19 protein-coding genes are annotated in these 22,168 nt (G+C 51.4%); 13 read left to right on the forward strand and 6 right to left on the reverse strand.

The features are described 5' to 3' along the window. Positions 1-34: 34 nt before the first annotated feature. The 5 genes from ACLD3P_RS16650 to nhaR all read left to right on the forward strand — a co-directional run bounded on the left by ACLD3P_RS16650 (position 35) and on the right by nhaR (position 6,629). The gene (locus ACLD3P_RS16650; protein WP_024797417.1) at positions 35-1,225 is read left to right on the forward strand and encodes an anaerobic sulfatase maturase; all 1,191 of its coding nucleotides are present in this window, start codon (positions 35-37) and stop codon (positions 1,223-1,225) included. A gap of 18 nt (positions 1,226-1,243) precedes the next feature. Continuing rightward, positions 1,244-2,497 (forward strand): cytoplasmic protein, encoded by a 1,254-nt coding sequence (locus tag ACLD3P_RS16655; protein ID WP_078057643.1) that lies wholly within the window; start codon positions 1,244-1,246, stop codon positions 2,495-2,497. Between the two features lie 126 nt (positions 2,498-2,623). After that, the gene (locus ACLD3P_RS16660; protein ID WP_115286365.1) at positions 2,624-4,339 is read left to right on the forward strand and encodes an aryl-sulfate sulfotransferase; all 1,716 of its coding nucleotides are present in this window, start codon (positions 2,624-2,626) and stop codon (positions 4,337-4,339) included. A gap of 162 nt (positions 4,340-4,501) precedes the next feature. Further along, entirely contained in the window at positions 4,502-5,668 is a 1,167-nt protein-coding gene (nhaA, locus tag ACLD3P_RS16665) for a Na+/H+ antiporter NhaA (protein WP_000681340.1), read from the forward strand. Between the two features lie 61 nt (positions 5,669-5,729). Continuing rightward, positions 5,730-6,629 carry a transcriptional activator NhaR gene (gene nhaR, locus ACLD3P_RS16670; RefSeq protein ID WP_000062872.1) on the forward strand — a complete coding sequence of 300 codons (900 nt, stop codon included), beginning with the start codon at positions 5,730-5,732 and terminating at the stop codon, positions 6,627-6,629. Between the two features lie 54 nt (positions 6,630-6,683). On the opposite strand, the gene ACLD3P_RS16675 is transcribed toward nhaR, so the two are convergent. The 3 genes from ACLD3P_RS16675 to rpsT form a co-directional block, all read right to left on the reverse strand. Continuing rightward, the gene (locus tag ACLD3P_RS16675; protein WP_023220575.1) at positions 6,684-8,723 is read right to left on the reverse strand and encodes a TIM-barrel domain-containing protein; all 2,040 of its coding nucleotides are present in this window, start codon (positions 8,721-8,723) and stop codon (positions 6,684-6,686) included. A gap of 39 nt (positions 8,724-8,762) precedes the next feature. Next, positions 8,763-10,136 carry an MFS transporter gene (locus ACLD3P_RS16680; protein ID WP_000099988.1) on the reverse strand — a complete coding sequence of 458 codons (1,374 nt, stop codon included), beginning with the start codon at positions 10,134-10,136 and terminating at the stop codon, positions 8,763-8,765. A gap of 460 nt (positions 10,137-10,596) precedes the next feature. Beyond that, a complete protein-coding gene (gene rpsT / locus ACLD3P_RS16685; protein ID WP_001518655.1) occupies positions 10,597-10,860 on the reverse strand; it encodes a 30S ribosomal protein S20 in 264 nt (87 codons plus the stop codon). Between the two features lie 105 nt (positions 10,861-10,965). Between rpsT and ACLD3P_RS16690 the strand changes: the two genes are divergently transcribed. The 8 genes from ACLD3P_RS16690 (at position 10,966) to rihC (ending at position 19,401) form a co-directional block, all read left to right on the forward strand. After that, positions 10,966-11,181, forward strand: a complete 216-nt coding sequence (locus ACLD3P_RS16690; RefSeq protein WP_001538903.1) for a DUF2575 family protein — start codon at positions 10,966-10,968, stop codon at positions 11,179-11,181. A 7-nt stretch (positions 11,182-11,188) separates the two neighbouring features. Then, a complete protein-coding gene (ribF, locus tag ACLD3P_RS16695; protein ID WP_131046619.1) occupies positions 11,189-12,127 on the forward strand; it encodes a bifunctional riboflavin kinase/FAD synthetase in 939 nt (312 codons plus the stop codon). A gap of 44 nt (positions 12,128-12,171) precedes the next feature. Further along, complete coding sequence (ileS, locus tag ACLD3P_RS16700; protein ID WP_131046618.1) at positions 12,172-15,006, forward strand: isoleucine--tRNA ligase; 2,835 nt, start codon at positions 12,172-12,174, stop codon at positions 15,004-15,006. Continuing rightward, positions 15,006-15,506 carry a signal peptidase II gene (gene lspA / locus ACLD3P_RS16705; protein WP_000042738.1) on the forward strand — a complete coding sequence of 167 codons (501 nt, stop codon included), beginning with the start codon at positions 15,006-15,008 and terminating at the stop codon, positions 15,504-15,506. The genes ileS and lspA overlap by 1 nt, the downstream gene beginning before the upstream one ends. 154 nt (positions 15,507-15,660) lie before the next feature. Further along, the gene (fkpB, locus tag ACLD3P_RS16710) at positions 15,661-16,110 is read left to right on the forward strand and encodes an FKBP-type peptidyl-prolyl cis-trans isomerase (RefSeq protein ID WP_000047269.1); all 450 of its coding nucleotides are present in this window, start codon (positions 15,661-15,663) and stop codon (positions 16,108-16,110) included. A 2-nt stretch (positions 16,111-16,112) separates the two neighbouring features. Then, positions 16,113-17,063, forward strand: coding sequence for a 4-hydroxy-3-methylbut-2-enyl diphosphate reductase (gene ispH / locus ACLD3P_RS16715; protein WP_001166428.1), 951 nt, complete (start codon positions 16,113-16,115; stop codon positions 17,061-17,063). 199 nt (positions 17,064-17,262) lie between these two features. Further along, positions 17,263-18,465, forward strand: coding sequence for an XAC2610-related protein (locus ACLD3P_RS16720; protein ID WP_131046617.1), 1,203 nt, complete (start codon positions 17,263-17,265; stop codon positions 18,463-18,465). Between the two features lie 15 nt (positions 18,466-18,480). Further along, complete coding sequence (gene rihC / locus ACLD3P_RS16725) at positions 18,481-19,401, forward strand: ribonucleoside hydrolase RihC (protein ID WP_000127276.1); 921 nt, start codon at positions 18,481-18,483, stop codon at positions 19,399-19,401. A 21-nt stretch (positions 19,402-19,422) separates the two neighbouring features. On the opposite strand, the gene ACLD3P_RS16730 is transcribed toward rihC, so the two are convergent. The 3 genes from ACLD3P_RS16730 to ACLD3P_RS16740 all read right to left on the reverse strand — a co-directional run. Then, positions 19,423-20,109, reverse strand: coding sequence for a response regulator (locus ACLD3P_RS16730; protein ID WP_000377415.1), 687 nt, complete (start codon positions 20,107-20,109; stop codon positions 19,423-19,425). A 1-nt stretch (position 20,110) separates the two neighbouring features. After that, a complete protein-coding gene (locus tag ACLD3P_RS16735) occupies positions 20,111-21,730 on the reverse strand; it encodes an ATP-binding protein (protein WP_411006507.1) in 1,620 nt (539 codons plus the stop codon). A 134-nt stretch (positions 21,731-21,864) separates the two neighbouring features. Next, on the reverse strand, positions 21,865-22,168 hold a 304-nt coding region (locus tag ACLD3P_RS16740; protein ID WP_080069560.1), incomplete at its 5' end, for a sodium ion-translocating decarboxylase subunit beta.

Genomic DNA, 22,168 nt, shown 5'->3' on the forward strand with positions numbered 1-22,168 from the left:
TGCCGGATCAGGTTCTTTTATTTCAGGGAAGGTAATGATGTTTGGGAAAAGTTGTCAGGTCATGGTTAAACCAACCGGATCGGTGTGTAACCTTGACTGCAAATACTGTTTTTATCTGGAGAAAGAAAAGCTCTATCCGGATCGAAAAAACCATTACAAAATGTCGGAAGAGACCCTCGAACTCTTCATCAGGCAGCAGATTGCCGCACAGGATATTGATGAGGTCATTTTTGCGTGGCAGGGCGGGGAACCCACATTAATGGGTATCCCGTTTTATCGTAAAGCCGTTGAATTTCAGCAGCGCTATTGTGGCGGCAAAACCATCGTCAATACCTTCCAGACTAACGGCATCCTGATCAACGACGACTGGGCGACCTTCTTCCGGGAGCATGACTTTCTGGTTGGAGTCTCTATTGATGGCGATGCCGCGTTACACGATGAATGGCGAGTGACGCGCTCCGGAAAGCCGACGCATGAAAAAGTAGAAAATGCGGTGCGTTGTCTGGCGCAGCACGACGTGGAATTTAATACCCTCACGGTAGTTAACCGTACCAATATGCATCATCCTGTTCAGGTCTATCGCTACCTGAAAAGCATTGGTAGTCGCTATATGCAATTTATCCCTTTAGTTGAACGCTGTGGGGAAAATGGGCTGGCGCAGCCGCAGGATAAACACATCGCGATGACGCCGTGGTCGGTCGATAGCCTGCAATTTGGTCAGTTTCTGAATGCGGTATTTGATATCTGGATCCGTGAGGATATCGGCGATATCGGCATCCAGCTATTTGAACAGACGCTGGCGGCCTGGTGCGGCCTGCCGCCGCAGGTTTGCGTTTTTGCTCCCACCTGCGGCAGCGCGTTTGCGATGGAAATGAACGGCGATGTTTATAATTGCGATCACTTCGTATATCCGCAATTTAAACTGGGGAATATCCACCAGAAGACGCTGCGTCAAATGAATCAGGGCGAACAAAATCGCCAGTTCGGCAGCGATAAACAGCGTTCAATGGCGCAGGAGTGCCATCGCTGTCAATGGAAGTTCGCCTGCTATGGCGGCTGTCCGAAACATCGTTTTTTACCCTCTGTGTCAGGCGCAACCAATCATAACTATCTGTGTGCAGGTTATCAGGCTTTTTTCTCGCATACCGCGACGGCGATGAGTGCCATGCGAACCCTGTATGAAAAAGGCATCTCACCTGCAGAAATAAAGTCAATATTTGTTTGAAGGTAGTATTCGCAGGGAGTGAATATGTTTTCTCACATTAATGTCGATGCTTGCAAAACGCCCGGCTGCAAAAATCTGGGGATTCTGGAGAGTCCAGACTATCTACCGCAAGGGAAAAATGTTCTCTGTCGAGCGTGCGGTTTTTTGTTCCCCATTATCTCAGCCAGATCGCTTAATCTTTTTCGCCAGGCGGCGAATCAATCCTGGAAAGGTCTGGTGAAGTCCTGTCCGCATTGTGGCGGGACGTCGCTGAAAAAATATGGTTTTTCCACTAAAGGTGAACGGCGTATGTATTGCCGCCAGTGTAATAAAACGTTCATCTCCTATACCGCTATCAGGGGCGACGCCAGACAAGAGAACCTTGCCACGTTGATTGGCGAAGGAGCGTCGCTAGTTGAAATACGGGCGGCGCTGGCGATAGACAGCACGGGTTTTAGCCGCGAATTACAAAAACTGTCCCGTCGTGCTAATCAAGCGGAACGCGATTTTGTGTTTCCCGCGTTTGACATCGCTATGAGCACGCGGGCGTTTCGCGTGAAATTTAACGGCGGCGACAGCAGCTTATACGTGTTGGTGACGGCGGAAGAAGAGAGCGGTAAGGTCGTCGCGATCTCAACGAATTACTCCGCACAACCGGTGGAGGCGGATTATCAGTATCATTCTGATTACGAAGAACGGCTCCCATCCGGCACGCTGGCGCATCTGGTGCAGCGAAAAGAGGCGCTGACCATGCGCCGCAATGTATTATTTGATGTAGATTACGGCCCCGCCATTTTATATAAAAACGATCCGGGGATGTTAGTAAAACCCGTATTACCTGCTTATCGACATTTTGAGTTGGTTCAGGCGTTGACGGATGAGCGCTCCCTGAATGTCCAGCATTATCTCGATCACGAATGCTTCATTCTGGGCGGCTGTATGATGGCGAATTTTAGCTATCTTCGTCAGGGTCGCTGCCATATTTCGTTTGTGCGTGAAAGAGGCGTTACGCCGCCCAAGCGCGATCTCCCTCCGCGGTTGTTTTTGAGCGGCGGAATTCGCAACAACGTCTGGCGTACATTTTCCACACGGGATTATGCGATGGCAGTATGCAATCTCACAGGAAATAAAAAGGTGAGTTTGTTACGCCATGCGACGTTAAATAGCGCGACGGCGTTTATTCGCTATGTTCACAACCATCCCTTCCTGCCGCATCTTAACCGGATGTCTCCTGGCAATGTTGTTGCCGTACTGGATTACCTAAAATTTGAATATAACGCTTCACGTAACTGAATTGCTAAAATAAAAAGTGTGATGAGGTGTTGTTGCGGTATTTTATTCGGACGGATTAAAAATCCAGAGTATTAATTTTCGTGGTCCCCATGAGGGGCGATGAGATTAATACACTGGAGATTTATCATGAATACGTTAACTGCAACGTCTGTTGTCCTTCCTGCGCCGCGTCCGGCGATTAATCAGGGTATCGATATCAATAATGAAATGGTGCTTAACCATACTGCTATTTATGAAAATTGCCTTACGCAGGTCACGCAAGAGAATACGGTAGAAAATGCGCTCATGTTGTTAGACCCTTACGGCACGGCGCCTTTAAGCGCTTATGCCGGGGTCTGGAGTCTGGAATCAGCTGAGATCATGGTCACGGTCCAGGATGCGGCAAAAACGGCGATGCCGATAGAACATCTTTACACCCTTACGCCAGGCGCAAATCTGTTGCCGGTTCTGGGGCTGGTAGCGGAGACTGAAAACCATATTGTCTTTTCTCAGGCAGATGCGCCACTTGCTGTCTATACACTCACCACACAGCCGTTACCGCCGGTAGATTCCGCGGAAGTCGTATTAGGTTTTCCGATTATCAACGTGACGCAACCTGCTACCGATGCGGACAAGATGGCGCCAGGGTTTTATTTTATTACGCATTTCGATCGCTATAATTACGCATTAGATCAGAATGGTCTGGTGCGCTGGTACGTTACTCAGGATTATCCGTCTTATAATTTTGTTCGAATTGATAATGGCCATTTCCTCACCACTTCAGAAGCGAAAAATACCTATCTGGATATGTATGAGTTCGACATGATGGGGCGTCTTCACACATTCTATAATCTCGATAATCAATTTCACCATTCTATCTGGCCGTGGGACAGCAATACCATTGTTGCGCCCTCTGAATATACCTCGGGTCGGCCCGACGATTTGAAAACCAATGAAGACGGCGTATCGGTTGTCGATCTGACTACCGGGCTGGAGACCGCTTACTACGATATGGCGAAGGTGTTGGATACGACGCGGGTTTCCCGTCCTTCAGGTACGGCGCCGGGAGAAGACCCGACGGTTAAAGACTGGCTGCATATAAACCAGAGCTACGTGAATGAGACGAATCAGTTGTTAATTGCGTCCGGGCGTCATCAGAGCGCGGTGTTTGGCGTCGATCTGCAAACGCAAGCGTTACGCTTTATTTTGTCAACGCATGAAGACTGGGACGACGCTTATCAGCCTTATCTTTTAACCCCGGTCGACAGTGAAGGTGTGGCGCTTTACGACTTTAGCAAACAGGAGGATATCGACGCGGCTGACCGTGACTTTTGGACGTGGGGCCAGCATAACGTCGTTGAAATCGCCAATAATACGCCGGGTATAGTGGAGTTTATGGTATTTGATAACGGTAATTACCGTTCACGTGATGACAGCAAAAGCCTGTTACCGCCGGATAACTACAGTCGCATTGTCCATTTCGTGGTGAATATGAATGAGATGACCGTTATGCGGCCATTTGAATACGGCAAGGAGCTGGGCGCGCGTGGCTACAGTAGCTGCGTTAGCGCGAAAGCGATCCAACAAAATGGCAATATTGTGGTGCATTTTGCCGACTGCACGTTTGATGAAAATGGCCGCGCCATCTCTTGCCAGCCTGGCGAGAGCGATATTATCGATCCGCAGGCGGGCAGCGAGGCGATGGGGCTGCTAATTTTACAGGAGATTGCGCCTACGGAGAAAACCGTGCTTTTTGAAGCGACCATGACGTCAGGTTACTACAAAAACGCGGAAACGAACGGGGAAGGCTATCGCTACGATATTACCAGTTTCCGGGTGTATAAAATGGATCTGTACGCGTAGCGGTCTATCATCAATGACTGACTGCACTAAAAAAGTCCGGCGTAAGTCGGACTTCATTTCGTAAAAAACGAGCTATTCATCATATATAATCTAATTTTAACGATGAGTCAGGCGAGGTAAGATAGTAGATTCGAAGAATTCACCTGATTGAGAGAATAAAAAGTGAAACATCTGCACCGATTTTTTAGCAGCGATGCCTCTGGGGGCATCATTCTCATCATCGCCGCTGCGCTGGCTATGCTGATGGCCAATATGGGCGCGACCAGTGGATGGTATCATGATTTTCTGGAGACGCCGGTTCAGCTACGGGTTGGGGCGCTTGAGATCAACAAAAACATGCTGTTGTGGATCAACGATGCGCTGATGGCCGTGTTTTTCCTGTTGATTGGCCTGGAAGTTAAGCGCGAACTGATGCAAGGCTCGTTAGCCAGTCTGCGCCAGGCTGCTTTTCCGGTGATTGCCGCCATCGGCGGGATGATTGTACCGGCATTGCTCTATCTGGCCTTTAACTACTCCGATCCGGTCACTCGCGAGGGCTGGGCTATTCCTGCCGCGACGGATATCGCCTTTGCGCTGGGCGTGTTGGCGCTGTTGGGCAGCCGGGTTCCGCTGGCGCTGAAAATTTTCCTGATGGCGCTGGCGATCATCGATGATCTCGGCGCCATCGTTATTATCGCACTGTTTTATACCAGCGATCTTTCTATCGTCTCGCTGGGCGTAGCGGCGTTCGCGATTGCCGTGCTGGCGCTGCTGAACCTGTGCGGCGTCAGACGGACAGGGGTATATATTCTGGTCGGGGCAGTGCTGTGGACGGCGGTACTGAAGTCCGGCGTTCACGCGACGCTGGCAGGCGTCATTGTCGGTTTCTTTATTCCGCTGAAAGAAAAACACGGTCGCTCGCCGGCCAAGCGTCTGGAGCATGTTCTGCATCCGTGGGTCGCGTACCTGATCCTGCCGCTCTTCGCTTTTGCGAATGCCGGCGTTTCTCTTCAGGGCGTCACGATTGACGGTCTGACCTCCATGCTGCCGCTGGGAATTATTGCCGGTCTGCTGATTGGTAAGCCGCTGGGGATTAGCCTGTTTTGCTGGCTGGCGCTGCGTTTCAAGCTGGCGCATCTGCCGCAGGGGACCACTTATCAGCAAATCATGGCGGTCGGCATTTTGTGTGGCATTGGCTTTACGATGTCCATCTTTATCGCCAGCCTGGCATTTGGCAATGTCGATCCGGAACTTATTAACTGGGCGAAATTGGGCATTTTGATTGGTTCATTGCTCTCCGCAGTGGTCGGGTATAGCTGGTTGCGCGCGCGTTTGAACGCGCCGGCATAACCAGTACGAAGGAAAGGGGGAGCGATGTATCGCTCCCTTGCGACATTGAACAGGGAGAGGAATGAGCATGTCTCATATTAACTACAACCATCTTTATTACTTCTGGCATGTCTATAAAGAAGGTTCTGTCGTGGGTGCCGCAGAGGCGCTTTTTCTGACGCCGCAAACCATTACTGGCCAAATTAAAGCCCTGGAAGAGCGTTTACAGGGGAAGCTATTTAAACGTAAGGGACGCGGTCTTGAGCCCAGCGAACTGGGCGAGCTGGTTTTTCGCTATGCGGACAAAATGTTTACGCTAAGCCAGGAGATGCTGGATATCGTCAATTACCGCAAAGAATCAAACCTGTTGTTTGATGTCGGCGTCGCCGATGCTTTATCCAAGCGTCTGGTCAGCAGCGTTCTGGATGCGGCGGTGGTGGTGGACGAACCCATACATCTGCGTTGCTTCGAGTCCACGCACGAAATGTTGCTCGAACAGCTCAGCCAGCACAAGCTGGATATGATTATCTCCGACTGCCCGATAGATTCCACGCAGCAGGAGGGGCTATTCTCAGTCAAAATCGGCGAATGCAGCGTCAGTTTCTGGTGTACGAATCCGCTTCCTGAAAAAGCGTTCCCTGCCTGCCTGGAAGAGCGACGGTTGCTGGTGCCGGGACGGCGCTCGATGCTGGGGCGTAAATTGTTGAACTGGTTTAATTCGCAGGGGTTGCAGGTTGAGATCCTCGGTGAATTTGATGACGCGGCCTTAATGAAGGCGTTTGGCGCGACGCACGATGCGATTTTTGTGGCGCCGAGCCTTTATTCGCTGGATTTTTATGCCGATGAGTCGGTAATAGAGATTGGGCGCGTGGAGAATGTCATGGAAGAATATCATGCGATTTTTGCCGAGAGAATGATCCAGCATCCGGCGGTGCAGCGTATTTGCAATGCGGACTACTCGGCATTGTTTAAACTACAGTAGACGTACTTACCGTAATACTTCCGGCTGCGGTATTAACCCGCAGCCGGAATCATTCTACAAGTTCAGTAGGCTACGGTACTGCCCACCTTCGCGGATAAACACCGGAATTCTGTTCAGTGGCGTAGCGTACTGCAGCGTCTGCCCTCCTGAATAGCTTTCACCAGTCGTAAGATCCGTCCATGTTTCCCCTTCTGGTAGCCAGACATCACGTTCGCGCATACCTTCATGCATGACGGGGGCGATCAGCAGGTCAGGACCAAAACAATACTGGTCGGTGATTGCCCAACTTGTTTCCTGTTCGGGGAATTCAAAGAACAGGGGGCGCATCACTGGCGTATTGTGCTTATGGGTTTCCTCCATCAGCGCTTTGATATAGGGCTTGAGTTTTTCTCGCAACGCCAGGCAACCTGTCAGTACGTCGCATACTTCCTCACCGTAGCTCCAGACCTCGTTCGGCGCACCTGTAGGGCACTGGGCGATACCATCCCGGTACGGTTGCGCGGGTAAAATCTGCGGATCGCGGTTGCCGTGCAGACGCATCACCGGGCTAAAGACGCCCCACTGAAACCAGCGAATCAGCAATTCATGGAATTTCGGGTCGTGAATATTACCGCCATGGAAACCGCCGATATCCGTCGTCCACCACGGTATCCCCGCGATTCCCATATTAAGTCCGGCGGCAAACTGGTTGCGCAGCGATCTAAACGAGGAGTGAATATCACCTGACCAGACCAGTGCGCCGTACTTCTGACTGCCGGCCCAGGCGCAGCGTAGCAGGTTGATAACCTGGTCTTCGCCATCGGCTTTCATGCCGTCAAAAAAGGTTTTAGCGTACATACGTGGGTAGATATTGCCCACTTCCAGTACCGGCCCGGCATGGTAGCGATAGTTGTCGTAGTCGTAAACGCTGAACTCAGGTTCGGCTTCATCTAACCAGAATAACTTCACGCCTTTATCGTAATAGTTGCGTTTGGCTTTGCCCCAGACGTAGTCGCGCGCGCCCGGATGAGTCGCATCAAAGTAAGTGGTATTGCCGAGGAAATCCATATTGATCGGCAAGCCACGTTCCGTTTGTACCAGCCAGCCGTTTTCGCGCATCTCCCGATAGCTTTCGGTACGGTTATCCACCGTCGGCCAGACGGAGACCATCAGCTCAATTCCCAGCGATTTCAGCTCGGCAATCATGGCATCAGGATCGGGCCAGTCGCGCGCATCGAACATCCAGTCACCCTGATTCGGCCAGTGAAAGAAGTCGATAACGATCACTGAGATAGGCAGATTGCGACGCTTATATTCGCGGGCGACCTCCAGCAGCTCTTCCTGCGTGCGATAACGGAGTTTGCACTGCCAGAAGCCCATGGCGTAGTCCGGCATCATCGGCGGCGTGCCGGTAGCCAGCGCGTAAGCCCGGCTAATTTCTGCCGGGGTATCGCCAGCCGTGATCCAGTAGTCCAGCTGTTCGCTGACCTGCGCTTCCCATTCGGTAACGTTTTGGGCAAAGGTTACGCGTCCGACTGCCGGGTTGTTCCATAAAAATCCGTAGCCCAGACTGGAAAGCATAAACGGTACTGAGGCCTGGGAGTTACGTTGCGCCAGCTCAAGCACGCATCCTTTGAGATCCAGGTTGGCCTGTTGATACTGCCCCATACCATAAATTTTTTCCCCTTCGGTGGCTTCGAAGCGAGCTTTCAGTGAATATTTCCCACCCTGAATAGGGCGGAACTCGCGTCCCTCAAGGTTGAGTGCGCTGACGTACTGGCCGTGAGATGATTCATCCTCGCCAATTTCGCCCCGCAGGCGCCAGAACTCCTGCAACAGGGGTTTGTGTGGATGGCGGTAAAAGGTAACTTGTCCTTTTTGATTGACGATAGCGATAATTTTGCCGTTGGTCAGCGTTGCCTGGTGGTGCTCATAATCAATGTGGCACTGGCTTTCTGCGACTGGCTCAGTCAATGCCCAGTCTTCATTTCTCATTACCGGCAGATGACGGCCGCTGCGTACGCGCAGGCTGTTCTCGCCCCAGGGTTCAATCCATAAATAGCGATCGTTTTGCTGCCAGACCAGACGACGCGGGTCTTGTTGCATAAATGGCATGGTGGTGCCTCCCATATTCGAGGGTGAAGGTAAAGAACGTTATGAGTTGATGGTTTCCAGATCGTGGCGAATCTTCTCTTCCATCGCTTCGTATTTGCGAAAGAAAAGTAGTGGGATCGCTGCGAGCGCGAAGAGTAGGGCGGGTGCCCAGATAAAGGCCCAGATAATTCCCTCCAGACCCGCAGCACTCTGAGCATGGTTGGGGACATAGCCAAAACTGTTCATGATCCAGGCGGCGAAAGCGGTGCCGAGGCCACTACCCATCTTGATGCAGAAGGTACTGCCGAAGGCGATAAGAATGCCGGTAGCCTTAATACCGGTCTTCCAGGCGCCGAAATCAACGGCGAAGCCCAGCATGGCAAACGGCATTGAGCAGGCGATACCGCTGCCGATATTGCCGAGTATCCAGGCGGCGATGAGGAAAGTAATGTTGTCCGCTGCCAGCCACATCATGACGCCGCCAAACGTGGCGACCAGCAGACCGCCTACCCATATCCAGGTTTTAGCCAGGTATTTGCTAAAGAAGGGGATAGCGATGATAAACAGGATCTGAATCGTCGCCAGGCTGTTAATCAGCGGTACCAGATCTTTACGGTCGAGGTTGTAGGTCAGATAATAGACAATGGTCGTGTTGCGCTGCTGTAGGGCAATCCAGAAGATCAGATTAGCCAGCACCATCAGGATCCATGGCCAGTTACCTTTCATCGCCGCGAAACTTTTTTTCATCGGCAACTTAGGTTCATGCTGTATTTTATCCGTATCCATTTCACGAATGTTTTTAAACGCAAAGAGCGTTAGCGCGCAGGATATAATGGCAAATGTAATTGCCGTATAAATAAAACCAGCGTGATCATCACCGTTACCTAAAAAAGCGACTAACGGCAAGGCGGTCGCGTTCATTAATAAAACCCCAATTTGTCCACCGGTCATTCGCCAGGAATTTAAAACCAGTCTTTCCTTGGGAGATAAGGTCATCAGGGGTAATATTGCACTGAGTGGTGTATTAAGTCCGGTAAATAGAATGCTGGCAATCATATAAGATATTGCTGCATAGATGGCTTTTCCTGTCATACTGATATCAGGAGACCAAAATGACAGCGCGCTGAATACCGCAAAAGGCAGCGGTAACCATAAAAACCAGGGACGACATTTACCGTAGCGTGAACGCGTTTTATCGATGATGATCCCCCATATGGGGGCGTCTATGCCATCGATAATACGCGCCAGCAGCAGGATAACGCCTGCTACGGCAAGGCTAATGCCCGCAACGTCTGTGTAGAAATATAAAATGTACGTTGAACCGAAGCAGTACAGCAGATTACCCGCCACATCCAAAGAGCCGTAGCTAATACGCTGTAGTAAAGACAATGATGCTGACCCGGAAGGCTGGGTATCCTCAATGACAGAACTCATAATGATAACTCCGATATTGGTACGATACGCCCAGAAAAACAACCTCTACTTTCTAAGCAAGTTTTAAATATTATTTTTATGTCGTTTCTGAATTTAACCTCAGATTAAAATGAGTGAGTAAGGTGTACATGAAAAGTAGTTAACCCGACGGCATCAATCAATTATCAAATCTTACATCAGGATTGCGTTTATTAGTTTTTGAATGAGCGATGTTTCTATTTGCTAAGGTGGTCACAGTTTTTTTAATAATGAAATAAAAAAAGGAAAACAGTGAAAGAAAATAACTTTCAAGTATTACGTGACGTGGCTAAGGGAGGAGTAGCTGAAAAAAGAGGCTGGTTAGTAAGAGCGTTAACGAGTGAGATCGGCACCAGCGGTTGACGAGAAAAACGGCAGATAGCAGGCATAAAAAAACCCGCTTTACGCGGGTTTTTTTACAAAGCTGATAACAAGCAGGCGATTAAGCCAGTTTGTTGATCTGTGCAGTCAGGTTAGCTTTATGACGTGCAGCTTTGTTTTTGTGGATCAGACCTTTAGCAGCCTGACGGTCCACGATCGGTTGCATTTCGTTAAATGCTTTCAGTGCAGCAGCTTTGTCGCCAGCTTCGATAGCTGCGTATACTTTCTTGATGAAAGTACGCATCATAGAGCGACGGCTTGCGTTGTGCTTACGAGCCTTTTCAGACTGAACGGCGCGCTTCTTAGCTGATTTGATATTAGCCAAGGTCCAACTCCCAAATGTGTTCTATATGGACAATTCAAAGGCCGAGGAATATGCCCTTTTAGCCTTCTTTTGTCAATGGATTTGTGCAAATAAGCGCCGTTTAAATTGCAGCACTCGTTGCGTAGTGATGGCGCAGGATTCTACCAGCTTGCGTGCTGTGAATACAGCCTTTCCATGAGAAAAATTGCATTAAGCGGCGGGTTTTGGGGCGGAGTTTGCCGCATGGCGATGAAAAGCATCTTCTTTATGTTTCCTCAGGGCAATAGTCGGTTAACCTTGACCGCTGTACAAGGTATACTCTTGCGATTTTCACTGTTTTGAGTCAGACATGAAGCTGATACGCGGCATACATAATCTCAGTCAGGCCCCGCATGGGTGTGTGCTGACCATTGGTAATTTCGACGGCGTACATCGGGGGCATCGCGCTCTACTGCAGGGTTTGCAGGAAGAAGGACGCAGACGCGGTCTGCCGGTGGTGGTCATGATTTTCGAACCGCAGCCGCTGGAGCTGTTCGCGACGGATAAAGCGCCCGCTCGCCTGACGCGCCTGCGTGAAAAACTGCATTACCTTGCGCAGTGCGGCGTGGACTATGTGCTGTGCGTGAAATTCGATCGCCGCTTTGCCGCTTTGACGGCGCAAACGTTTATCAGCGAACTGCTGGTGAAGCGACTTGGCGTGCAATTTCTTGCCGTCGGCGATGATTTCCGCTTTGGTGCTAGCCGCGCGGGCGATTTCTTGTTATTACAGAAGGCGGGGGCGGAGTATGGTTTTGCGGTTTCCAGCACCCAAACCTTTTGTGAAGGCGGCGTGCGTATCAGTAGTACCGCAGTGAGACAGGCGCTGGCGGAGGATAACCTGGCGCTTGCCGAAAGCCTGCTGGGACATCCCTTTACTATTTCCGGGCGTGTCGTTCATGGCGACGAGCTGGGACGTACCATTGGTTTCCCGACGGCGAACTTACCGCTGCGCCGTCAGGTCTCCCCGGTCAAAGGGGTCTATGCGGTGGAAGTCACCGGGCTTGGCGATAAGCCGTTACCCGGCGTAGCGAACATTGGCACTCGTCCAACGGTGGCTGGCGTGCGTCAACAACTGGAAGTGCACCTGCTGGACGTTGTAATGGACCTCTACGGTCGCCATATAGATGTAATACTGCGTAAAAAGATACGTAATGAGCAGCGATTTGCGTCGCTTGATGAGCTAAAAGCGCAAATCGCACGCGATGAGTTAACGGCCCGCAAGTTTTTTGGGCTAGCCGGGCAGGTGTAATCCTGACGGTGTTTATCAAACCGAAATACGGAACCGAGAATCTGATGAGTGACTATAAATCGACCCTGAATTTGCCGGAAACAGGGTTCCCGATGCGCGGCGACCTCGCCAAGCGTGAACCGGGAATGCTGGCGCGTTGGACCGATGATGATCTGTACGGCATCATTCGTGCGGCCAAAAAAGGCAAAAAAACCTTCATTCTGCATGATGGCCCTCCATATGCGAATGGCAGCATTCATATTGGTCACTCAGTTAACAAGATTCTGAAAGACATTATCGTGAAGTCCAAAGGACTGTCGGGATTTGACTCGCCTTACGTGCCGGGCTGGGACTGTCACGGTCTGCCTATTGAGCTGAAAGTCGAGCAGGAGTTCGGTAAGCCGGGCGAGAAATTTACTGCCGCTGAATTCCGCGCCAAGTGCCGCGAATATGCCGCCACTCAGGTTGACGGCCAGCGTAAGGACTTCATTCGTCTGGGCGTGTTGGGCGACTGGTCGCATCCGTACCTGACCATGGACTTCAAAACCGAAGCCAACATCATCCGCGCGCTGGGCAGAATTATCAAAAACGGTCATCTGCACAAAGGCGCTAAGCCGGTGCACTGGTGCGTTGACTGCCGTTCCGCGCTGGCGGAAGCGGAAGTTGAATATTACGACAAAACGTCACCGTCTATCGACGTGGCGTTCCGCGCCGTCGATCAGGATGCGGTGAAAGCGAAGTTTGGTTTGCCGGGCGTGAGCGGCCCGATCTCGTTGGTCATCTGGACCACCACGCCGTGGACTCTGCCGGCTAACCGCGCCATCTCCCTGGCGCCGGACTTTGATTATGCGCTGGTGCAGATTGACGGCCAGGCGGTGATTCTGGCGAGCGATCTGGTTGAAAGCGTGATGAAACGCATTGGTGCCGCTGACTACACCATCCTCGGTACCGTAAAAGGCGCTGAGCTGGAACTGCTGCGCTTTACCCATCCGTTTATGGGCTTTGACGTGCCGGCGATCCTCGGCGATCACGTCACCCTGGACGCAGGTACCGGCGCGGTACATACCGCCCCTGGTCACGGCCCGGATGACTACGTGATCGGTCAAAAGTATGGCCTGGAAACGGCTAACCCGGTTGGGCCGGACGGCGCTTACCTGCCAGGCACATATCCAACGCTTGACGGTGTTAACGTCTTCAAAGCGAACGATATCGTTATTGAACTGCTGAAAGAAAAAGGCGCGCTACTGCATGTCGAAAAAATGCAGCACAGCTATCCGTGCTGTTGGCGTCACAAAACGCCGATCATTTTCCGCGCGACCCCGCAGTGGTTCGTCAGCATGGATAAAGAAGGGCTTCGTCAACAGTCCCTGAAAGAGATCAAAGGCGTTCAGTGGATCCCGGACTGGGGTCAGGCGCGTATTGAATCAATGGTCGCTAACCGTCCTGACTGGTGTATCTCACGTCAGCGTACCTGGGGCGTACCGATGTCGCTGTTCGTGCATAAAGAAACGCAGGAGCTACTGCCGATTGAGCGTACTCTGGCGGCGATGGAAGAGGTGGCGAAACGCGTCGAAGTTGACGGTATCCAGGCATGGTGGGATCTCGACCCGAAAGAGATCCTCGGCGAAGATGCTGATCAATACGAGAAAGTTCCGGATACGTTGGACGTTTGGTTTGATTCCGGTTCCACCAGTTACTCCGTGGTTGACGCACGTCCGGAATTCGCCGGTCACGCTGCCGATATGTATCTGGAAGGATCTGACCAGCATCGCGGCTGGTTTATGTCTTCCCTGATGATTAGCGTGGCGATGAAAGGCAAAGCGCCATATCGCCAGGTACTGACTCACGGCTTCACCGTCGATGGTCAAGGGCGCAAGATGTCCAAGTCCATCGGTAACACCGTGTCGCCGCAGGATGTGATGAATAAACTGGGCGCGGATATCCTGCGTCTGTGGGTAGCGTCTACTGACTATACCGGCGAAATGGCGGTCTCTGACGAGATCCTCAAACGCGCCGCCGACAGCTATCGTCGTATCCGTAATACCGCGCGCTTCCTGCTGGCGAACCTCAATGGCTTCAATCCGGCCACCGATATGGTCAAACCGGAAGAGATGGTGGTGCTGGACAGGTGGGCGGTGGGCTGCGCGAAAACGGCGCAGCAAGAGATTCTGAAGGCATACGAAGCTTACGACTTCCATGAAGTGGTACAGCGCCTGATGCGCTTCTGCTCCGTTGAAATGGGTTCGTTCTACCTCGACATCATCAAAGACCGCCAGTACACCGCGAAGGCCGATAGCGTCGCGCGTCGTAGCTGCCAGACTGCGCTGTATCATATCGCAGAGGCGCTGGTTCGCTGGATGGCGCCGATCATGTCCTTCACGGCTGATGAAATCTGGGGCTACCTGCCGGGCGAGCGTGAAAAATATGTCTTCACCGGCGAATGGTACGACGGGTTGTTTGGCCTGGAAGAGAATGAAGAATTTAATGACGCATTCTGGGACGATGTCCGCTATATCAAGGACCAGGTCAACAAAGAGCTGGAAAATCAGAAAGCCAATGGCATCAAATCGAACCTGGAAGCAAAAGTGACGCTGAAATATGCTGACGATGCTAACGGTACGATCAAGAAGCTGAAACTGTTGGGTGAAGAGGTCAGATTTATCTTCATTACTTCCCAGTTCGTGATTTCTGAGCAAGCGGGGGGTATTGATGATGAAAATATTCAGTACAATGCTGGTAATACGACAGTTCAGGCAGTGGTAACGCGTGCCGAGGGTGATAAGTGTCCGCGCTGCTGGCACTACACTACTGATGTCGGCAAGGTGGCGGAACATGCAGATATCTGCGGACGCTGTGTCAGCAACATCGCCGGTAATGGCGAACAACGTAAATTTGCCTGATGAGTAAACCACTCTGTTCAACAGGACTACGCTGGTTATGGCTGGTAGTAGTCGTGCTGATTATCGATTTGGGCAGCAAATACCTGATCCTCCAGAATTTCGCTCTGGGGGATACGGTAGGGCTGTTCCCGTCGCTTAATCTGCATTATGCGCGTAACTACGGCGCGGCTTTTAGCTTCCTGGCGGATAGCGGCGGCTGGCAGCGCTGGTTCTTTGCCGGGATTGCGATAGGGATCTGCGTAATTCTTTTGGTGATGATGTATCGCTCGAAAGCGACGCAGAAGCTGAATAACATCGCTTATGCGTTAATCATCGGCGGCGCGCTGGGGAATTTGTTCGATCGTCTGTGGCACGGCTTCGTTGTCGATATGATCGATTTTTACGTCGGCGACTGGCATTTCGCGACGTTCAACCTTGCCGATACGGCAATTTGTATCGGTGCTGCGCTTATCGTGCTGGAAGGTTTCCTGCCGAAGCCGACAGCGAAAGAACAGGCATAAGCGTAAATACCGGGTGGCGCTTATCCGGTTTTGTAGGTCTGATAAGCGCAGCGCCATCAGGCAAACGTGGTGCCGGATGGCGGTGAAAACGCCTTATCCGGCCTACGGTTTTATCGTCCTTTGTGCCTCCGGGCAAAACACGTGAGCAATTTGCATGTCTAAATCCGTACAGAGCAACAGCGCGATCCTCGTTCACTTCACCCTGAAACTGGATGATGGCTCAACGGCGGAATCTACCCGCAATAACGGCAAGCCAGCCCTGTTCCGTCTTGGCGATACCTCGCTTTCCGAAGGTCTGGAGCAGCAGCTTCTGGGGTTGAAAGAAGGGGAAAAGAAAGCGTTTTCGCTGGAGCCTGACGCCGCGTTTGGCGTCCCCAGTCCGGACTTAATCCAGTATTTCTCGCGCCGTGAGTTTATGGCGGCGGGCGAACCGGAAGTCGGGGCGATTATGCTTTTTACCGCAATGGATGGCAGCGAAATGCCTGGCGTGATTCGCGAAATCAACGGCGACTCGATTACCGTTGATTTTAACCATCCGCTGGCCGGGCATACCGTTCACTTTGATATTGAAGTGCTGGAAATCGATCCGGCGCTGGAGGCATAAACATGCAGATCCTGTTGGCCAACCCACGCGGTTTTTGCGCCGGGGTAGACCGCGCTATCAGCATTGTTGAAAATGCGCTCGCTATTTACGGCGCGCCAATTTACGTTCGGCACGAAGTCGTGCATAACCGCTATGTAGTGGACAGCCTGCGCCAGCGCGGGGCGATCTTTATAGAGCAAATTAGCGAAGTGCCGGATGGCGCCATTCTGATCTTCTCCGCTCATGGGGTTTCCCAGGCGGTGCGTAACGAGGCGAAAAGCCGCGATCTTACCGTTTTTGACGCCACCTGCCCGCTGGTGACGAAAGTCCATATGGAAGTGGCGCGCGCCAGCCGTCGCGGTGAGGAATCTATTCTCATCGGCCACGCCGGGCACCCGGAAGTGGAAGGCACCATGGGTCAGTACAGCAACCCGGAAGGGGGGATGTACCTGGTTGAGTCGCCAGAGGACGTCTGGACGCTGAATGTCAAAAATGAAGGCAAGCTCTCCTTCATGACGCAAACCACGCTTTCCGTGGACGATACGTCCGATGTGATTGATGCGCTGCGTAAACGCTTTCCGAAAATCGTCGGCCCGCGCAAAGACGATATTTGCTATGCCACTACTAATCGTCAGGAAGCGGTGCGGGCGCTGGCGGAGCAGGCTGACGTGGTGCTGGTGGTCGGCTCGAAAAACTCTTCTAACTCTAACCGATTGGCGGAACTGGCCCAACGGATGGGAAGAACCGCGTTTCTTATCGACGATGCGGCGGATATCCAGGAGGCGTGGGTGAAAGAAGCCGCCTGCGTCGGCGTCACTGCTGGCGCTTCCGCGCCGGATATTCTGGTGCAGAATGTTATTGCGCGTCTGCGCGAGTTTGGCGGCGGCGAAGCTGTCACGCTTGAGGGGCGCGAAGAAAATATTGTTTTCGAAGTGCCGAAAGAACTGCGTGTGGATGTTCGTGAGGTCGAATAAGATTTCATAATTCAGAAATCTGCCTGATGACGCTACGCTGACCAGATCTTAAGAATTTCTTTTGATATTCAATGTGCGACAGGAAAAATAAGGCGTAGTTGTCATCCGTTGCTAATGCCCCACCTTTTTGCTATTCATCTGAAAAACCAGCACAATCGTTGCTGGTTTTTGGGTTGTAATGCCTACAGGGATAAGGGAAATGGGCAAAATAAAATATGGATTGCCAACGTTACTCGCCATCGGCTTTTGGATGGACGTGGCAAGCGCCACGGTGCTGGAGCTACCCGCCTGGGAGCGAAACTATACCGGGACTATCGCGGGGAAATCGGTAAACGTTAATATCACGCGATTTGGTAACTCTCTTAATGGGTATTACTGCTATGAACCTTGCAATCAGCACAAGGCAGCGATTGTTCTACGCGGCTCACTCCAGGATAAAGAGGTACATCTTGAAGAACGCGTAAAGGCGCTTTCGGGTTACTGGAATGCGGAAATCTCCAGCAGTGAGATTAAAGGCGAATGGACGTCCGCAGATAAAAAACGACATTTTCCTGTTGCCCTTATCTACCTCAAACCTAAAAACTCCCCTGATATTGTGCTGGTCACGAACACGAATGATGCAGGGGGTTACGACCCTTCCAAAGAGATTGATTGCGGCAATACGCCGGCCATTTCGGCGATAAAATTATACCGTGATGGTAAACTCATACAGACCTTAGATACCGCCTCGGTGGGCACTTGTAGCCCGTTTATGCCTCAATGGGGGGATGTCAATTTTGATGGCTACCCGGATCTGTCGATTGTAACAGAGTTACTTGCTGGGCCGGATGCTCCAGTACAAACATGGCTCTATGACCCCGCCAAACAGCGTTATGTTGATGCGCCAGCGTCTTATCAGGAAATCACTTCACCAGAGATCGATGCTGAACATAAACAGATTGTCAGCTATTGGCGCGGCGGTTGCTGCAGCCATGGCGTCAATGTGTATCGCTGGAAAGGAAAAACGATTGAACTGATCGATCGCGGTGAAAGCTACTTTCAGCCTGTGATAAGTAAAAGCAAAATGTATAACTGCTACATGACACCTTCCTACGCTGATGGGCGTATTATTTATCCGCTAGTACGTAAAAATGGTCATTTGACGCCGCCTCTTAGCCTTGATGGGACGTGTCAATCTTTTTGGCTAACCGGTAATGTTCGTACCGTGATTCAGGCAGAAAAACCCGGCGCTGAGCCCGAATCGCTTGAGATTCAGTGGCAGGAAAACAAAGCATCGCCAGGGCGTTTTTGTCCATTAGTTCCGTTTGTCGAAGGTGATAAGCTAAGTCCGCGTCTGGTGACGGATGACGATGTGCCTGATACCTGTATCAGTCGCGCTGAGTATGAAGATATAAAACAATAGGTCAGGAGAGCGTTAATGACAGCATCCCTACACATTATTCTTGATACCGATCCGGGCATTGATGACGCGGCTGCGATTGCCGCTGCGCTGTTCGCCCCCCAGCTGGATCTGCAACTAATAACCACCGTCGCAGGCAATGTTTCCGTTGAAAAAACGACCCGTAATGCGTTGCAGCTTCTGCATTTCTGGGACGCCGATGTGCCACTTGCACAAGGGGCCGCGACGCCGCTGCTGCGTCCGTTACGCGATGCGGCATACGTCCACGGCGAATCCGGTATGGAAGGCTATGATTTTGTCGACCATCAGCGCCAACCGCTGGCGAAGCCTGCGTTTATCGCTATCCGGGATGTGTTGATGAACGCCCCGGAGCCCATGACATTAGTGGCGATTGGGCCATTGACCAATATTGCGTTGCTACTGATGCACTATCCGGAGTGTGCGTGTAACATTCGCCGTCTGGTGTTGATGGGCGGTTCCGCAGGGCGCGGCAATTTTACGCCTAATGCTGAATTTAACATTGCTGTCGATCCGGAGGCCGCGGCGCTGGTGTTCCGCAGCGGTCTGGAGATTGTGATGTGTGGGCTTGATGTCACGAATCAGGCAATGCTCTCGCCAGATTTTCTGAATAAACTGCCCGCGCTGAATCGTACCGGTAAGATGTTGCACAGCCTGTTCAACCATTATCGCAGCGGTAGTATGCGCACTGGCGTCCGGATGCACGATCTCTGCGCGATCGCCTGGCTGGTGCGTCCGGAGCTTTTTACCCTGCAATCCTGTTTTGTGGCCGTAGAAACGCAGGGGGAATATACCGCAGGCACGACGGTCGTTGATATTGAAGGGCGTCTGGGGCAGCCCGCCAACGCGCAGGTGGCGCTGGCGCTGGATGTGGACGGTTTTCGTCAGTGGGTGGCTGAGGTGTTTGCCTATGCGCCGTAATTACATGTTGGCACCATAATCTCATACTTTGCCGCGATAGAGTCTCTCCGGCCTGCCCACTTTCCCGTAGCTGATCTCCGCTTCGAGAAAGTTATTTTTCACGCCTTGTTCCAGATAGCGTCGGGCAGTGGTTTTACTGCTGCCCAGAATTTGCGCCAGAGTGTCTGCTGTATGTACTGCCTGCGGGTCGGCGAATATTTGTCGTACCCGGTTGAAGGTGTTTTCATCAATTCCCCGCAGTCCGCTATTCGGTTCTGCGGTTTGTTCTTTGGCCTGGATATTAAATAAGGCATCAACGTGCGTCTGGTTTGCCTGCTCACTGGAACGTAATGAACTGCGGTAACGGGTGAACCGCTCCAGGGTATGTTGCAGGCGCTGATAATGTACCGGCTTAATCAGATAATCGAATACGCCCATGCGTAAGGCATCGCTGATGGTATCCATATGATTGTCGGCGGTAATGAAAATAATTCGCCCCGTGTAGTTGGTGCTGATGGTATGACGAATTAAATCGATCCCTTTGCCATCGGGTAAAAAATTATCCAATAGAATTAACTGTGGTTGATAGAGGCGTATTTGCTTCTTCGCACTTTCCAGTTTGTCTGCGATGCCGACGATTGAAAACTGGGGAAAAAGCTTGATGGTGTCCACCAGGATTTCCGCTAGCATCGGTTCGTCTTCAACGATGAGTGTCGTAATGCTATCCATGTTATTCTTCTCTGGTAAAAGGGATATAGAGGGTAAAAATGGTGCCAAAAGGATTATTGTTATCGACGATAATGTCACCATTGGCCTGCTTGACGTAGCTGTGCACCAACCATAATCCAATTCCGTGATCGCCGTTGTTGTGGGTGGTCACTCCACGCTCGAAAATATGCTGGCGGATATTTTCGTCAATACCACATCCCTGATCGGCAACTTCAATAATGACTTCATTACCTTCGCTGTTGATCAGGCACTCAATCTGTCGCGAGCCTTCGCGATTGAGCAGGGTGGCGTTATAGGCGTTATCCAATAAATTGCCAACAATCGAAATCCATTCATTATGCGAGAGCGATGACGGCAGGTGTTCAACAAAGCTTGAAGGATCGAAAATCAGCTCCAGCCCCAGCTCTTTTGCCCGATAATATTTACCGATTAATAGCCCCGCAAGGTGGTGGTCACGGAAATTATGGGAAATAAAATCGAGTACTTTCTGGTGGCTTTCCGACTGCTGCTGAATCAGCGCCAGCGCATTATCGTAGCGCTTCAGGAACAGCAGTCCGGCAATGGTGGAAATAAGGTTGCGATGCTCATGCTGCACGGCGCGCAGGTTATCGGCGTATTGCCGCACCTGACTTAACTGCAGGCTGAGTGTATTGATATCGTCTTTGTTGCGAAAGCTAATAACCCAGCCCTGAGGCTGGCTGTCAATAATGACCGCCATGCGACTGGCGATGACTTTCATTTGGTTAAAGGTGACGATCTCATCTTTTTTGTTTTTTTGCGGCGCATCGTAAAAGAAGGCCTCCGGCAATACGATATGGTGGATTGCATAGCCAATGAGTTCAGACTCCGGTTGGCTCAGATTCAGTAAGCGGCGAGCTGTTTGGTTAATGGCGGTAATACGGTGATGGGAGTCAATGGCGATCAACCCTTCAAATACCGACTCAAATAACACGCTTTGCTGAATTAATAGTTGTGAAAGCTGCTGCGGCTCCATGTTAAGCATCTGCTTTTTAATATGCAGCGAGAAGCGGCGGGCGCAGTACAACAGCACCAGCAACAGTATCGCCATCGGGAACAGCAACGAGCTGATTTGTAAGTTAAGCCAGCTCTCTAACTGTTCCAGAGTATAGCCGACGGAAACAATACCGATGACTTTACCGGTACTGTCCTGAATCGGGGATTTACCACGCAAGGAAGAGCCTAATGAACCTTTGCGCACCGATACGTAGCTTTTAGCATTATACAGCGCATCGTCGCTATCGCCGCCCTCCATATATTTGCCGATCTCATCCGGGTTAACGTGATACAGTCGCTGACCTTTTTCGTTGCCAACGGTAATGTAAGTCGCATCCGAAAACGAGCGCATTGGGTCAATCAGCGCTTTGATGCGTGGCAAATCATGCGCCTCTACGGCTTCAACTAATTCTGGCATAGCGGATATTTGCATTGCTTGAATAAGCGCACGTTGGCCCACCTGATAATGCAGGCGCTCTTTCGTGATATCGGTCAGATACCAGGTGATTGCCAGCATCACGATGGTGGATGTAAACAGGATCAGTAGAAATATCCGGTTTTGAAACGAGCGTCTGGCAAACCAGCGTGTAATTTCCCGTATAAACATATTGGTATTTAGATATTTAATTACGGTATTTTCTTGCATTCGGCATCACCGGAACCTGAACCAGTTCATACTTACTTTTCTTTCAGAAAAAATTTGGATGAAAATGGGATACGACATGCGTATCCCATCCACTATTACATCGCCAGCACGTATTTCAGCATCACCCCGGCGGCAATCGCCGAACCGATAACCCCCGCCACGTTCGGGCCCATCGCGTGCATCAGCAGGAAGTTCTGCGGGTCTGATTCCAGCCCCACTTTGTTCGATACGCGTGCCGCCATCGGCACTGCCGACACGCCGGCGGAGCCAATCAGCGGGTTAATTTTGTTCTTACTGCACAGGTTCAGCAGCTTCGCCATCAGCACCCCGGCGGCAGTCCCGATACCAAAGGCAATCACCCCCAGCAGCAGAATGCCCAGCGTCTGCGGCTGCAGGAAC

Origin of the sequence: Salmonella sp. 741265073_HBA, from assembly GCF_046569105.1 — a bacterium.
GTDB classification, from domain to species: Bacteria; Pseudomonadota; Gammaproteobacteria; order Enterobacterales; family Enterobacteriaceae; genus Salmonella; species Salmonella enterica.